The sequence below is a fragment of the Nakamurella aerolata genome, from assembly GCF_013002705.1.
Lineage (GTDB): Bacteria > Actinomycetota > Actinomycetes > Mycobacteriales > Nakamurellaceae > Nakamurella > Nakamurella aerolata.
Genome location: NZ_JABEND010000008.1, coordinates 69094 through 84208, shown reverse-complemented (window position 1 = coordinate 84208; position 15115 = coordinate 69094). Strand labels below are relative to the sequence as shown.

Annotated in this window: 13 protein-coding genes; 10 read left to right on the top strand and 3 right to left on the bottom strand. The window is 69.7% G+C overall.

Annotated elements, in window-relative coordinates; translation table 11 throughout:
* The first annotated feature begins 77 nt into the window (after window positions 1-77).
* Genes sigM through HKD39_RS13820 form a run of 3 tightly spaced genes read left to right on the top strand, consistent with a single transcriptional unit; the run spans window position 78 to window position 2523 of the window.
* A complete protein-coding gene (gene sigM, locus HKD39_RS13830; protein ID WP_171200585.1) occupies window positions 78-740 on the top strand; it encodes an RNA polymerase sigma factor SigM in 663 nt (220 codons plus the stop codon).
* Window positions 740-2098, top strand: a complete 1359-nt coding sequence (locus HKD39_RS13825) for a hypothetical protein (protein WP_171200468.1) — start codon at window positions 740-742, stop codon at window positions 2096-2098. Before sigM ends, HKD39_RS13825 begins: the two co-directional genes overlap by 1 nt.
* A complete protein-coding gene (locus HKD39_RS13820; protein WP_212754560.1) occupies window positions 2095-2523 on the top strand; it encodes an HIT family protein in 429 nt (142 codons plus the stop codon). The genes HKD39_RS13825 and HKD39_RS13820 overlap by 4 nt, the downstream gene beginning before the upstream one ends.
* Before the next feature lie 252 nt (window positions 2524-2775).
* Here the strand turns inward: HKD39_RS13820 and HKD39_RS13815 are convergent, their stop codons facing one another.
* The gene (locus HKD39_RS13815; protein WP_171200467.1) at window positions 2776-3231 is read right to left on the bottom strand and encodes a PPOX class F420-dependent oxidoreductase; all 456 of its coding nucleotides are present in this window, start codon (window positions 3229-3231) and stop codon (window positions 2776-2778) included.
* Between the two features lie 119 nt (window positions 3232-3350).
* Between HKD39_RS13815 and HKD39_RS13810 the strand changes: the two genes are divergently transcribed.
* Entirely contained in the window at window positions 3351-4001 is a 651-nt protein-coding gene (locus tag HKD39_RS13810) for an SIMPL domain-containing protein (RefSeq protein WP_171200466.1), read from the top strand.
* 84 nt (window positions 4002-4085) lie between these two features.
* Here the strand turns inward: HKD39_RS13810 and HKD39_RS13805 are convergent, their stop codons facing one another.
* Window positions 4086-4994 (bottom strand): PP2C family protein-serine/threonine phosphatase, encoded by a 909-nt coding sequence (locus tag HKD39_RS13805; RefSeq protein ID WP_212754559.1) that lies wholly within the window; start codon window positions 4992-4994, stop codon window positions 4086-4088.
* A gap of 148 nt (window positions 4995-5142) precedes the next feature.
* Between HKD39_RS13805 and HKD39_RS13800 the strand changes: the two genes are divergently transcribed.
* Complete coding sequence (locus HKD39_RS13800) at window positions 5143-6042, top strand: aldo/keto reductase (protein ID WP_171200464.1); 900 nt, start codon at window positions 5143-5145, stop codon at window positions 6040-6042.
* Window positions 6043-6155: 113 nt separating this feature from the next.
* The gene (locus tag HKD39_RS13795) at window positions 6156-7844 is read left to right on the top strand and encodes a peptidoglycan-binding protein (RefSeq protein ID WP_171200463.1); all 1689 of its coding nucleotides are present in this window, start codon (window positions 6156-6158) and stop codon (window positions 7842-7844) included.
* Here HKD39_RS13795 and HKD39_RS13790 read toward each other — a convergent pair.
* Window positions 7841-8464 carry a TetR/AcrR family transcriptional regulator gene (locus HKD39_RS13790; protein WP_171200462.1) on the bottom strand — a complete coding sequence of 208 codons (624 nt, stop codon included), beginning with the start codon at window positions 8462-8464 and terminating at the stop codon, window positions 7841-7843. The two genes, HKD39_RS13795 and HKD39_RS13790, sit on opposite strands and share 4 nt — an antisense overlap.
* A 115-nt stretch (window positions 8465-8579) precedes the next feature.
* Between HKD39_RS13790 and HKD39_RS13785 the strand changes: the two genes are divergently transcribed.
* The 4 genes from HKD39_RS13785 to HKD39_RS13770 all read left to right on the top strand — a co-directional run bounded on the left by HKD39_RS13785 (window position 8580) and on the right by HKD39_RS13770 (window position 15020).
* Window positions 8580-10001: an extracellular solute-binding protein gene (locus tag HKD39_RS13785; RefSeq protein ID WP_171200461.1), complete on the top strand. Its 1422-nt coding sequence runs from the start codon at window positions 8580-8582 to the stop codon at window positions 9999-10001.
* A 125-nt stretch (window positions 10002-10126) separates the two neighbouring features.
* A complete protein-coding gene (locus tag HKD39_RS13780; RefSeq protein WP_343074726.1) occupies window positions 10127-10963 on the top strand; it encodes a carbohydrate ABC transporter permease in 837 nt (278 codons plus the stop codon).
* Window positions 10960-11889 (top strand): carbohydrate ABC transporter permease, encoded by a 930-nt coding sequence (locus HKD39_RS13775; RefSeq protein WP_171200459.1) that lies wholly within the window; start codon window positions 10960-10962, stop codon window positions 11887-11889. The genes HKD39_RS13780 and HKD39_RS13775 overlap by 4 nt, the downstream gene beginning before the upstream one ends.
* Window positions 11889-15020, top strand: a complete 3132-nt coding sequence (locus HKD39_RS13770; protein ID WP_425488460.1) for a glycoside hydrolase family 2 TIM barrel-domain containing protein — start codon at window positions 11889-11891, stop codon at window positions 15018-15020. Before HKD39_RS13775 ends, HKD39_RS13770 begins: the two co-directional genes overlap by 1 nt.
* Window positions 15021-15115: the final 95 nt, after the last annotated feature.

Genomic DNA, 15115 nt, shown 5'->3' with positions numbered 1-15115 from the left:
TTGCTGGGCGGTGGCCCAGCCGGGCCGGTGCCTTGCGTGAACTGACCCCGCGAGACAGATAGGCTCACGCGGTGCCTGTGCTGGACTCCGGTCGAACGGACGCCGAGCTGATCGCCGCGCATACCGCCGGCGACCGCACCGCGTTCGGTGAATTGGCGACCAGACACCGCGACCGGATGTGGGCGGTCGCGCTGCGCACCATGCGCGATCCGGAAGAGGCCGCCGACGCCGTCCAGGACGCGCTGATCTCCGCTTTCCGCGCGGCCGACCGGTTCCGGGCCGAGTCGGCGGTCACCACCTGGCTGCACCGGATCGTGGTCAACGCCTGTCTCGACCGGATCCGGCGCCGGCAGGCGCGGCCGTCGGTGCCGCTGACCGAGGAGATCAACGAACCCCCGGCCCCGCGCGATGCGATGGCCGACCGGGAACTGCAGCTGGACCTGGCCGAGGCGCTGGGCACGCTGCCCGACGACCAGCGGGCAGCGATCGTATTGGTGGACGTCGAGGGCTACCCGGTGGCCGAAGCGGCGTCGATGCTGGGGGTGGCTGAGGGGACCATCAAGAGTCGTTGTGCGCGGGGGCGAGCAAAGCTGGCAATTCTGCTCGGACATCTGCGGAACCCGGACGCCGGAAGTTCCGTCGAATCGGAGATTGCCGGTCGTCCGAGAACCGGCGCAGGCACAGGATCGGGTGCCGCGCCTGGGCGTTCGGCGGACGCAACCCAGCGAGGGAGTAGTTGATGACTGACGAGCAGGCGGTCGCCGGCGGCGCGCCGCCAGGGCCGCCGTGGACCGTTGATGTCGTGGCCGACGTGCAGGCCGGTGTGTATCCGGCCGAGCAGACCGCCGAGCTGCGCGCCCGTATCCTTGCCGATCCGGAGGGTGCGGCGATCCTGACTGCCCTCGACTCGATGGTCGACGAGCTCTCGCTGCTCCCGCCGGTGCAGATGCCGCGCCAGTACGTGACGCGGATGGACGCCGTCATCGCAGCGGAGTGGGACGCCCGCGACCAGGGCGTGACGTCGGGTGCGACCCGGCAGGCGCCGCAGCGGCAGGCCCATGGGGCCGACCGCCGGCTGCCCGAGCAGGCCGGCCCGCCCCCGCTGACCGGACGCAGCGGCTTCACCGCGCTGCTGTCCGGACCGAACCGCACCGTTCAACCCGGCGGACGGCTGCCGGACGGGCACGCCCGTCCGGCTCCCGGCCGCATCGCCGGACCGGGCGCCGCCGGAACCGGCCCCGCTGGACCTGGCCCCGCAGGCCGTGGCGCCGCCGGACCCAACCCGGGCGGGCCCAACCCTGCTGGATCCAACAACGTCGTGCGGCTGCCGGCGCAGCGCGCGCCGCAGGAGTCGGCCCCGCCGCCGCAGCGGCACCGTCCGGTGATCCCGGCTCGACTGCCGGGCGGACCGGTGAGCTCCGATGCCCCGCGGGCCACCTCAGGCTCTGCCGTCACCCCGCCGCCGCAGGCGACGCAACCACCGGCCGGCGAGAACGGGCGTCCGCGCCCGGTTCCGGTCGGTGCCCCTGACGCGGTGACCCAGCTCGCTGACCGGCGCAAAGCCAGGGTCGGGTCGCTCGAGGCGCAGCGTTCCCGGCGGCGCAAGTGGACCGGTGGTCTGCTCGCCGCGGCCGCGGTGGTCGCGATCGGTGCCGTCACCGCGGTGGCGTTGACCGGGAACAAGGCCAGCAACGAGGCCGGAACTCCGCAGCCAGGCCCTGCCGTGACGCTGCCGACCAACGTCGGCACCCTGACCGGGGGCAACAACGGTGGCGCTCCGGCCCCCGGCGCCGAGGTGCCGTCCGGTGGCGAGCTGCTGCAACTGGAACCGGGCAATCTGGCCGGGCAGATGAGCCAGATCGACGGCAGCGAGCCCGATGGTGCGCTGGCCAACCGCAGCACCTTCACGCAGTGCCTGAGCGACAACAACATCGTGGTCACCCAGGTGAAGGGCACCAGGTCCGGCACCTACCAGGGACAGCCCGCCTACGCGATTCTGGTCGAGACGGCGCCCGGCAAGCAGGAGATCGTTGTGGTCGGCGCCAACTGCGGCACCAGCGGCGCGAACCTGCTTGACCGCGAGCCGGTAGGGCAGTGACCGGGTTCGACCCGACCTGCCTGTTCTGCCGGATCGCCGCCGGTGACGAGCCCGCGGCGATGGTCGCCGAGACGCCGGAGGCCGTCGCGTTTCTGGACGTCCGCCCGGTGTTCCGCGGCCACACCCTGGTGGTGCCGCGCGCGCATGTGGTCACCCTGCCGGAGCTCTCGCCGGACCTGCTGACCCCGACAATGACGCTGGCACAACGGGTCTCCGCCGCGGTGCTGCCGGCGTTCGACGCGCAGGGCAGCTTCGTGGCGATCAACAACACCATCAGCCAGAGCGTGCCGCACCTGCATGTGCACGTAGTGCCGCGCACCAAGGGCGACGGGCTGCGCGGCTTCTTCTGGCCGCGCACCCGCTACACCGACGACGCCGAGCGCGACTCCTACGCCGCGCGGCTGCGCGCCGCACTCGACCGCTGAGCGCCCGCCGGCCGTGAGCACCTGCCTGGCCCACGCGCGTGCGCTGCGTCCGGCCGCGGATTCATACCAGTGGCCGCCAGACGCCCTCAACTGGCCGAAATCGGCCCGTTCTGGCGCTCTTGCGGCCACTGGTATGAATCATCCGCAGGCAACCTTGTACCTCAGCTGCCTCCAGTGGCGTGAAAACCGCAGAATCGGCGCGTTTTCGGCGACTGGAGGCAGCTCAGGTACGAGGCAGCGCCGGGACAGCGCTCAGGCGGTGGCGGACTCGCTGACGACCGGGTCGAGGCCGAAGCTGATCACCCGGCGCGGGAAGACGCGGATCACGGCGCCGTCGCCGACGCCGCCGGGGCGGTGCTGGTCGGCGATGGCCTCGGCGGTGCCGCGGATCTCGACGCAGCGCACCCGCCAGGGCTGCACGGAGGCGACATCGTCGATCACCAGGGCGATCTGGCCGGTGGCGGCGACGTTGCGGTATTTCTGCGTCGAACTCATGGCCCGGCCGCGGATGTCGATGCTGCCGTCGTCGTTCAAGAAGTAGCCGACCGGGCTGTTCTGCAGGGTGCCGTCGGGGCGCAGGGTGGCCAGCCGGCCCAGCCGGTTACCGCGCAGGTAATGCAGCTCCGGCTCGGTGAACCCGGCAAAGCCGTCGGTGTCGCTGGCCTTCGGGACGGCCGCGGAGAGGGCCCCGGAAACGCTGTCGCTCATGCCGCCGACGGTAGGAGTTCAAGCGCACTCGAGGTCAACCCGATGTGGGCGGCGCCACCGTGCGCGCCGACAAACTGGCCGGCCCGCGCGGCCGCGGTAACGCTGCGATACTCGCGGGCATGTCGCAGCCACGTTTCAGCGGGATCACCGTCATCGGCACCGGCCGGGCCAGCGCCCCGTCCGATCAGGTGCTGCTCACCCTGCGCGTCGAGGTGCTACGGCCGGACGCCGGCGAGGCGTTCACGGTCGCGTCGGAGACCACCAGCAACGTGTTGGCTGTGCTGTCCGACAACGGCATCGACGCCCGCTCGGTGCGCACCGCCGAACTGTCGCTCGGTCCCCGCACCGACTTCAGGGACGGGCGCGAGATCCTGCTCGGATACGTTGCGGCGCAACGGTTGCAGGCCCGCGTCGAGACGCTCGGGCAGTTGCCGCGGCTGCTCACCGATGTGGTGCACCGCGGCGGCAACGGCATCCGGATCGAGAACGTGCAGCTGCAGGCGGCCGACCCGGTGGCGGCCCGCCGCCGGGCCCGCGACGCCGCCTTCGCCGACGCCACCGCGATCGCCGAACAGTACGCCGCGCTGGCCGGGCGGAGCCTCGGTCAACTACGCAACCTCGACGAGACCATGGGTGCGCCCGGTCAACCGCAGCCGATGCTGGCGGCCAAAGCGATGACCGCCGCCGCGGACATGCCGATCGCCACCGGCGACGAGCAGGTCGAGGTGAAGGTGTTGGCACACTGGGACTTTGCCGAAGCGGCAGAGTGAATCAGTGCGCAGCACACGTCAACCGCCGGCCGCGATCGCCGAACAGCCAACGGCGCACCGGCCCGCGGGGTGGGGCGGCCGAGGTCAGGCAGCCAGCACGTCGGCGATGATCACCGTGACGTTGTCGGGGGCGCCGGCGCCCAGTGCCAGCTCGATCAGCCGGTCGGCGGCCGCGTCCGCCGGGGTCTGGTCGATGGCGCCAAGAATGTCGGCAGCGGGTACATAGTCGCTCAAACCATCACTGCACAGCAGGAACCGGTCGCCGGGGCGGGGCGCGAACGTGGCGAACGACGGTGCCACCGTCATACCGTTGAGCGCCTTCAGGATCACGTTCCGGCGCGGGTGCGTCGATGCCTCAGACGGCTGCAGCAACCCACGGTCGATCAGGTACTGGACAAAGGAATCGTCCTTGGTGACCTGGTGCAGTTCCGCTGGTTGCTCCGTTCGCGGTTGCGCACCAGGACCGCCGGCGCTGACGAAGTACGCCCTGGAGTCGCCGATCTGGGCGAACACCAGCGGGCCGCCCGACCACATCATCGCGGTGACGGTGGTGCCCATCCCCTCCAGCTCGGGGTCGGCCTGTACCTGCTCGAGCAGCGAGTGGGTGCTGCGCTCGACCGCGTCGGACAGCAGCGCATAGATGTCGACCGCGGCGGCCTCGTCGGCCCCGGCGCGGTCGACTCCGGTCTCGTCGGCCCCGGTTCGGTCCGCCCCGGTTCGGTCCGCCCCGGTTTCGTCGGCCCGAACCCGGGCTCCGTCCGCGGAAGCCCCAGCCCCGACGGCGAGCGTCGCGGCCCGCCGCTCGGCGTGCTCGCGTTCGACGGTGGCGAACATGTCGACGACGGTGCGTGAGGCCACCTCACCAGCGGCGCTTCCGCCCACTCCGTCGGCGACCAAGATCAACCCTGAGCCAATATGAAACGCGTCTTCATTGTTCGGTTTCACCCGGCCGACGTGCGTCCGCCCGACCGCTGTTATCGAATAGCGCCGCACAGCGAATCACCCTAGCGAACCTGTGCCAACGCACCGAATGCCTGTCAACAGCGGCGGCGGCGCCGCACCACCGCGGCGGACACCGGCGCCGCCGGCCGCCGGCGGACTTCACCAAGCGCCGCCGCCACAATCTGGTACACCTTGGCCCATGACGACTCCCGTGAATCCGCCCGCCGACAACGATCCCGCTGCCGTCGCGGCCGCCGCTGCGGCCAGCATCAATGCCGTTCCCGACGTGACACTGATCAACGGCCGCAGCATCCCGCAGCTCGGGTTCGGGGTGTTCAAGGTCGATCCCGACACCACCGCCGAGATCGTCGCCGAGGCCCTCAAGGTCGGCTACCGGCACATCGACACCGCGGCGATCTACCGCAACGAAGAAGGTGTCGGCGCGGCCATCGCGCAGTCCGGCATCCCGCGCGAGGAACTGTTCATCACCACCAAGCTCTGGAACGACGATCAGGGCACCGACTCGGCGCGCAAGGCGCTGGACACCTCACTCGGCAAGCTCGGGCTCGATTACGTCGACCTTTACCTGATTCATTGGCCGGCGCCGCAGCGCGACACCTATGTGCAGAGCTGGCAGACGCTTGAGCAGCTCAATGCCGACGGCAAGGCCCGCTCGATCGGCGTCTCGAACTTCCTGCCGGAGCACCTGGAGCGGCTGGCCGACGAGTCCGACACCGTTCCGGCGGTCAACCAGATCGAGCTGCACCCGGCCTACCAGCAGCGTGAGGTCACCGACTACTGCCGCAGCCACGGCATCAAGATCGAGGCCTGGGGTCCGCTGGGGCAGGGCAAGTACGACCTGCTGGAGCTTCCCGAGGTCACCGGACCGGCGCAGGCCCACGGCAAGACGCCGGCGCAGGTGGTGCTGCGCTGGCACCTGCAGCAGGGCCACATCGTGTTCCCCAAGTCGTCGAACCCGGAGCGCATCGCCGAGAACTTCCAGGTCACCGACTGTTCGCTCACCGACGACGAGATGGCCGGCATCACCGGTCTGGAGCGCGGAGGGAGGGTCTCGGCTCACCCGTCCGAGGTGAACTGAGCGCGCACCGACAAGCGACTGCCGTACCGTGTCGGGTTGAGTTGTCGAGTTCTTAGGTCGGGTGAGCGCAGCAGAACCGTCTTGAGGCGACCCCCGATCAGCAAGGAGAACCGGTGACGAACGGCCCGCACGGACCGCAGAGTCCGGAGAACTGGAACGAGATCACCGTCCCGAACATCTTCGGCGGTGTTCCCGCCGACGATGATCCTGACCGGGTGCTGCCGAAGCTCACTGCCCCACCCCAGCCGCAGGTTCCGGCCTGGGAAGAGGTGCCAGACCAGCCCACCACCGCGATGCCGACCGGTGCTGCCGGCTCACCGCAGCCGTGGTCGGCTGTCGGTGGGGCGCCGGGGACGGCCGTTCCGCCGACCACCGCGATTGCGGCCGCGGGGCAGCGCGGCACTGCCGGGTATGACGGGTACGCCGGTGCCGCTGGTGGTGCCGGCGCCGCGGCCGGCTTCGGTGCCGACGCGGCCCGCGCCATGCCGGTGCGGGTCGATCCGACGCGGATGCAGCCGACTGTCACCGGCGGACCGTCGGGGCCGGGTGGTCTCGGCCCGCTGCAGTTCGCCGGCGCGCCGGCCGGACCCGGTGACGGGTCCGTGCATCGCCGGCGCGCCGTGATCGGTGTGGTGGCGGTGGCGGTGGCGACGGTCGCCGTTGTGGTGGCGGCGCTGGTCATCGCGCCGTGGCTGTCGAACGACTCAGCGGCGCCCAGCCCGGACGGGCCGACCGCGACCGGGCCGGCCACCGCAACCGGAAGCGACGGACAGGTGCCGGTGCCGGTGCCGTCCGGGCCCACTCCGCTGCCGGCGACGACGGTCAGCAACACGCTGAGCCCGGAAAGCACCAGCTCGGGCAGCTCGGCCGCGACGAGCCGCCGAGCGACGTCGACAACCGCCTCGTCCGCCGGCTCGAAGCCGAGCAGGCCGGCCACGCCGGCAACTAAGTCAGGGCCGGCAACCACGTCAGCGACAAGGTCGGCACCCGCGGGACGGCCGACCGGGCCGGGTACGTCGACCGGGTCGGCAAAGGCGACCGTTGGTGGGACGTCGACGGCCGCCACCGGCGTTCAGGTGACCGGCACCAAGGCGGGTGGAACGGGTACCGGCACGTCCAGCGCCGCACCGAAGCCAACACCCAAGCCGAAGCCCACACCGAAACCCAAGCCGAAGCCGAAACCAGCACCCAAGCCCACACCGAAACCCAAGCCCGCGCCGAAGCCGACCGGGCCGCAGGTCGGCGTCCCGGTGCAGGACATCGCTTGTGGCAACGGCTTTGTGGTGCAGCTGGCGTCGGAGCTGACCGAGCAGTCGTTCGCCCAGCACGTCGCCGAGCTGCGGGCCAAGGGGCAGGTGCCGGCCGGGGCCAAGGCCGCCCGCACCACCGGTTCCTGTCAGATCTTCAGCGGTCAGTCCAATGCCTGGGTGCTGTACACCGGGCCGTTCGCCGACCAGTACGCCGGCTGCGGCAACCGCATCGCCGGCCCGCCGGACGCGTTCATCAAGGGCCAGAACCCCGGCACCGCAAAGAATTTCGTCTCCTGCATCTGCCCGCCGCCGCTGCCGGTGCTGCCGCCGCTCGGGCCAGGGGTGAACAGTCCCGGCTGGACCGGGGAGCTGCAACGGGTGCTCGCCGGGCAGCTGAACTTCGGCATCAGCCCGCTGGGCGCCGAACAGTGGGGCGTCTATACCCCGCAGACCGGCGAGGCCGTCAAGCGCTTCCAGCAGGCCAGCAACCTTCCCGGCACCGGCACCCTGAACCGTGAAACCTGGGATGCCTTGCGCCGCAACGTGTGCTAGCTGTTCGCCGGGTTTCCTGGCCCGGGGCCGTCGATGATGATCAGATCGAGATAGGCCGCCAACTGGGCGGGAACGTCCACCCGGTCGGGCTCAAGCAGCCACTGCACCTGCAGCCCGTCCCACAGCGCGATCAGGCCGGTGGCGGCGGTTTCCGGGTCGACGCCGGCGCGGAGCCGGCCGCAGCCGGCCAGCGCGCTGAGGAAACGCGTGTAGTCGCAACGCAGTTCGGCGAAACGGTCGATGAAGTACTGCCGCCCGGGGTGGCCGTCGGTGACGGATTCGGCCGACACCACGGAGTACAGCTCGACCAGTTCGGGGAGTTCCCGGTTCGCGGTGGCCCGGCCGAGGATGTGGGCGGGAAAATCTTCGGCCCGCTCGGGGACGTCGCCCGCGCCCAGCTCGTCCCGGCGGCGCAGCGCCGCCAGCAACAGCGCCTCCTTGTCGGGGAAGTGGTGCCGCAGCGTCGACTGGCCGATACCGGCGGCGGCCGCGACGTCACGCAGTGAGGTGTTGTGAAAGCCGTGGGCGGCGAACAAAGCCATTGCGGCGTCGATGATCTGCCGGCGGCGCGCCGGTGTCTTCGCGTAGGGCCCGCGGCGTTGCGGGCTGGGGGACGGCATCGGGTCTCCTCGGTGGCGCGCTGTGATCATCCATCTCCCGACGGAAGTCAATCTAGTGCAACTGCACCATTTTCAGGTACGGTCGGAGCCACGTCCACAGTGAGGTGATGCGTCCATGGCCGATCCCACCGATCCAGCTGCGCCGCCAGGCGGCGCCGCGCGGACAGCGCAGGCGCCGAGCGCGCTCACCCGCCGCCGGCTGCTCTCGCTCGGCGCGGCCGGCCTGGCCGGCGGCGCTGCCTCCCTGCTGAGCGGTTGCGCCACACCGGGAACCACCAGCGTCAACACCCAACCCACCATCCCGGCCGCCGGTGAGCCGGTGCGGCTGCAGTACTGGGCCTGGCTGAAAGACCTGCAGAAGGTGTGCGACGTCTGGAACGCGCAGCGGCCGGACATTCAGGTGGAGGCGGTCTGGATCCCCGGCGGCAACAGCGGCGGCTACCAGAAGCTGTTCGCCGCGTCGGCCGCCGGCGGCTCTCCCGATCTCGCCCAGGTCGAGTTCCGGTCGATCCCCGAGTTCATGCTGGTCAACGCGCTCGTCGACCTCAGCCGCTACGGAGTCGATCAGTACGCCGACCGGTACAACAAGGCGCTGTGGCAACAGGTGTCGTACGTCGACGGGGTGTACGGCATCCCACAGGACTCCGGGCCGATGGCGCTGTACTACCGTCCCGATCTGCTGCAGCGGGTGGGAGCGGAGCCGCCGGCCACCTGGGACGAATGGGCCGAGCTGGCGGCGGAGGTGCGCAAGATCGGCGCCTACCTCGACGTTTTCGCGGTGAGCGACGCTTCCGGCTTCTGCGCCTACGCCACCCAGGCCGGTGCCACCTGGTTCGCCGTCGACGGCGACCATTGGACGGTCAACATGACCGATGAGGCCACCCTGAACACCGCGGCGTTCTTCGACAAGGCGATCGACCGTGGCCTGGTGAGCACGGCATTCACCTTGTTCAGCCCGCCGTGGTACGCCGCCGCGGCGAACAATCAGATCGCCGGTGCGGTCACCGCGAGTTGGGGCGATGCCCTGATCGAGAGCGTCTCCGGTGGCGCCGGCAAGTGGAAGGTGGCGCCGATGCCGCTGTGGCAGAACGGATCCCAGACCACCGGGTACGGCTCCAGCTTCATCGGTGGCTCGACGGCCGCGGTGATGGCCGACAGCAAACACCCGAAGGAGGCGATGGAGTTCGCGGTCTGGATGACCACCAGCAGGGCGGGCATCGACGCGATGATCGCGAACTCGGGAATCGGCTGGTCGCCCACCGATTCCTACATCGGTGCGACCCGGCAGCAGCCGAGCGAGTTCTTCAGCGGCCAGAACTACAACGAGGACGTCTTCGTGAAGATGGCGACCGAGCAGAACCCGGACTGGCAGTGGTGGCCGCTGACAACGCAATCGTTCAACATTCTCGCCGACGCGTTCCGCCGCAAGGGCGGGAGCTACACGTTGGTGGACGCGGTCCGTGACGCCGAGGGACAGATCATCGAGGCGTTCCGCAACAAGGGTCTGAGCATCGAGCGCCGGGGGTCGTCGTCATGACCAGCAGCGTGCCCCGCGCCGAACCGCCCACCGTCGCCGACGCTATCGAGGTCGGCGCCGCCAAGGCGAAACGTGGCGCCAACAAACAGGTTCGACGGGCGCCCTGGCTGCTGCTGGCGCCGTTCATGGTGTTGTTCCTGCTGACGTTCGTGCTGCCGATTCTGGCGGCGATCGGCAGCTCGTTCACCAAGGTCACCCGCAAGGGCGTGTTCGGCGAGCTGGGGGTGGAGACCACGTTCGCCGGATTCTCCAACTACACCCAGGCTTTCGCCGACGGCACGCTGGCCAAGTCGCTGGGCCGGATGCTGCTGTTCGGCGTGGTGCAGGTTCCGGTGATGATCGTGCTCTGCACGGTACTGGCCCTGATGCTGGAGTCGGCCAGCGCGCGGTGGCCCGGCTTCTTCCGGGCCGTGTACTTCATGCCCTACGGTGTGCCCGGCGTCATCGCCACCATCTTGTGGTCGTTCCTTTACGTGCCAGGGCTTTCGCCGCTGGTCGGCCTGTTCGACAAGCTCGGCGTCCAGATCGACTTTCTCGGCGAGGGCACCGTGCTGTGGTCCATCGCCAACATCGTCACCTGGACCTACACCGGCTACAACATGATGATCATCGTGGCCCAGTTGAAGTCGATCCCCGGTGACATCTACGAGGCCGCGCGGGTCGACGGCGCCAGTACCTGGCGGATCGCCCGCACCATCCAGCTGCCGCTGATCCGGCCGGCACTGGTGCTGACGACGGTGTTCTCGATCATCGGGACGCTGCAGCTGTTCGCCGAAGCCCAACTGCTGCAAAGCTTTGCGCCGTCCATCACCAACACCTACACGCCCAACCTCGCCGCCTACACCACGGCCTTCGCCTACAACGACTACAACGTCGCGGCGGCGCAGTCGGTGATCATCGCGCTGATCGCCTTCGTGCTGTCGTTCGTGTTCTTGACCTTGACGTCCAGGAGGCAGCGATGACCGCACCGTCAGCACCGGAGCAGACCGCGGCGCGACGCACCGACGGACAGCCGGCAGCGGCCAATAAGATGACGGAGGGCGTCCGCAGCAGCCCGGCGTCCACCATCGTCGTCACCGGGCTGCTGGTGGTGGTGGCGCTCTACTTCCTGGTGCCGATCTACTGGGTGTTCGTTGCGGCCACCAAGTCGACGGACGACCTGTTCGCCACCAATGGTTTCTGGTTCTCGTCCGATTTCGCGTTGTGGTCGAACCTGTCGCAGGTGTTGACGTTCGACAACGGCATCTTCCTGCGCTGGTTCCTCAACTCGGTGATCTACGCCGGACTCGGCGCGCTGCTGGCCACCTACTTCGCCGCCGCCGGCGGATATGCATTGGCCAAGTACAACTTCCGCGGACGCAACTTCGTGTTCGGCACCATCCTGGCCGGGGTGCTGGTGCCGGGAACCGCCATCGCGCTCCCGCTGTTCCTGCTGTTCGCCAACCTCGGGCTGACCAACACCTACTTTTCGGTGCTGATCCCTTCGCTGGTGTCGCCGTTCGGCCTGTTCCTGTGCCGCATCTACGCCGACGCGACGGTGAGCAGCTCGTTGATGGAGGCGGCCAGGATCGACGGAGCCAGCGAGCTGCGCATCTTCCACACCGTCGGGTTGCGGGTGATGACGCCGGCATTGGTCACCGTTTTCCTGTTCCAGCTGGTGGGTATCTGGAACAACTACTTCCTGCCGTTGGTGATGCTCTCCGACACCAACCTCTACCCGATCACCTTGGGGCTCAACAACTGGCGGTCCCAGGTCGACCGGTTGCCCGAGTTCTACGAGCTCACCACCGGCGGTGTGCTGTTGTCGGTGATCCCGCTCGGGATCGCCATGATCGTGCTGCAGCGCTACTGGCGCGGCGGCCTCACTGAAGGAGCTGTCAAAGGTTGATCTCGGCGCAGACCAGGAACTATCTGGAATCGACTGAGCCGTACCGAGGGGAGCTGGCAGCGCCGCGTTCGTGGCTGCACTCCGACGCGCCCCGTATCGACGCCACCGGGCAGTGGGAGTTCCGGCTGCTGCCCCAAGCTGAACCTCCTGACGAGGCGGTGGATGCGTTCGCCGCCAACGACTATGACGGCGGCGACGGCTGGGGCAGTATCGAGGTTCCGGGGCACTGGGTGCTCAACGGGGGAGCCGACAGGAACAGCCCGTACGGCGCGCCGATCTACACCAACGTGCAGTACCCGTTCCCTATCGACCCTCCGCACGTACCGGACGCGAACCCGACCGGCGACTATCGGCGCAGCGTCGACGTGCCGGCCGAGTTCGCCGATGCCGAGCGGCTGCTGCTGCGCTTCGACGGCGTCGAGTCGACCTTCAAGGTATGGGTCAACGGACAGGAGATCGGCAGCGCCTCCGGCAGTCGGCTGGCCCACGAGTTCGACGTCACCGCCGCGGTGAAACCTGGGCAGCCCAACGTGATCGCCGTGCGGGTGCACCAATGGTCGGCGGCCAGCTACCTGGAAGATCAGGACCAGTGGTGGCTGCCGGGCATCTTCCGTGAGGTGACGCTGCTGGCCCGGCCGGCCGGCGGCATCGACGACGTCTGGCTGCGTACCGGGTACGACGGGGCCGTGATGGGTCCGGGCCGGGGCACACTCGACCCGGAGATCAGCGCCGGCGCAGCGGCTTTCCCGGTGCGACTGCAGATCGAGGAGCTTGGCGTTGACGTCACCTGGACCGAACCTGCCGAGGTAAAGCCGCTGGCGCTGGACGGGGTGTACCCGTGGAGCGCGGACAGCCCGCGGCTGTACACCGCGGTGATCTCCGGCGCCGCCGAGCGCATTGAGCAGCGGATCGGGTTCCGCACCGTGCAGATCGTCGGCGACCAGCTGCTGGTGAACGGCCGAAAGGTGGTGCTGCACGGCGTCAACCGGCACGAGATCCAGGCGGAGCGCGGCAGGGTGTTCGCCGAGGACGGCCCGACCGGCGCGCGTGCCGACCTGGCATTGATGAAGCAGCACAACGTCAATGCCATCCGCACCAGCCACTACCCGCCGCATCCGAGGCTGCTCGATCTGGCCGACGAGCTGGGCTTCTGGGTGATCGACGAGTGCGACCTTGAGACCCACGGGTTCTTCTACAACAACTGGGTGGACAACCCCAGCGACGATCCACGGTGGCGGGCCGCCTATCTGGACCGCATCCGGCGCACCGTCGAGCGCGACAAGAACCACCCGAGCGTCATCATCTGGTCGCTGGGCAACGAGTCGCACACCGGGCAGAACCTGGCGGCGATGTCCGCCTGGGTGCACCAGCGTGACGCCGGGCGGCCGGTGCACTACGAGGGCGATTATCGCGGCGAGTACACCGACGTGTACTCCCGGATGTACGCCACCATCGGCGAAGTCACCTCGATCGGCTCCGACCACGACCATCGACCGCTGCTGCACTGCAGCATCGCCGAGGGTGCCCGCCAGCGCAGCAAGCCTTTCCTGCAGTGCGAGTACGTGCACGCGATGGGCAACGGGCCAGGCGCCATCGATCGCTACGAGGCTCTGGTCGACGAATACCCGCGGGTGCACGGCGGTTTCGTGTGGGAGTGGCGCGACCACGGCCTGGCCACCACCGCCGCCGACGGCACCCCGTTCTATGCCTACGGTGGCGATTTCGGCGAAGTGGTGCACGACGGCAACTTCGTGATGGACGGGATGATCTTCTCCGACGGCACCCCGTCGCCGGGGCTGAAGGAGTGGGCGACCGTCGTCGCGCCGATCCGGTTCACCCTGGATCCGGCCGCCGGAACCGTTGCGGTGCAGAACCTTCGGCACAGTGCCGACACCGCCGACCTGGTGATCCGGTGGCGCTTGGAACGCGATGGAGAGCCCGTGGCTGACGGGGTTCTCGACGTCGCGCCGGTGGCGCCGGGCAAGACCGAGACGGTAGCGCTGCCGGTTTCGGCGACGGCCGTCGAACCAGCAACCGACACCGGCTCCGCGCCGGGCGGCGAGTACTGGTTGACCGTCTCCGCCGAGTTGGCCGCCGACACCGCATGGGGCAGCGCCGGGCACGAGCTGGCGTTCAGTCAGGCCCAGCTCGCGGCGGATGCCAGCCCAGCACCGGCCCGTGCGGTTGGCGTCACCGCGGCCGAGTTCGCCGCACCGTTGACGCCGGCGACGGCGACCGTCCCGCGACGATTGTTGTTGGGGCCGGCCGTGTTCGACGGCGGAGCGCTGGTGGAACTGGCGGGCGCCCCGGCGGCCGGACCGCTGCCCGAGCTGTGGCGCGCACCCACCGACAACGACAGGGGCCAGTCGTTCGCCTCCAACGACACGGTCGATCCCTACAGCGAGCTGCGCAACGAGTTCGACCGTCCGGAGCGTCCCGATCCGCTGTCGGTGCGCTGGCGGGCGGCCGGGCTGCACCGGCTGCAGCACCGGGTGCTGGCGCAGCAGTCCGGCGAAGGCTGGCTGCGCACCGAGCTGGTGTCGATGCCGGCCACCTCGGCGCGACAGTTGCACAGCACGGTGCTGTGGCGGCTGCGCGGCGACGGCACACTGGCCCTGTCGGTCGACCTCACCCCCGGTACCGGCTGGGACCTGATCTGGCCGCGGCTGGGTGTGCGGTTCGATCTGCCCGGCGATGTCGACCGGGTGAGCTGGTTCGGCCGCGGGCCGGGCGAGGCCTACCCTGATTCCTTGCGCGCCAGCCGGATCGGGCGGTTCAGCTCGTCCGTCGACGAGCTGGCCGCCCCGTACTCGCGCCCGCAGGAGACCGGGCACCGGCCGGAGTTCCGGCGACTGGAGTTGTTGCGCGGCAACGGATCGGTGCTCGCCCTGGAATCGGTGCCCGACGCGTCGGGTGCCCGGCCGGGCTTCACCGTCAGCGGCTGGACCGCCCAGCAGCTGGCGCAGGCCGACCACCCGCACGAGCTGCCGGAATCGACGCAGCGCTACCTGTACCTCGACGTCGCGCAGCACGGGCTGGGCAGCCAGGCCTGCGGCCCCGACGTCTGGCCGGACGAAACCCTGCGCCCCCGCGCCGGGTCCATCAGGGTGGTGATCGCCCCCGGCGGGTGAGGCCCAGCGCTGCTGGTCGGTGTTGGTCGGGTGGCGTCCGGCCGGTGGTGGCGCTGGCGGGCCGGCATCACAGCTGAGTTTGCACATCACAGCCG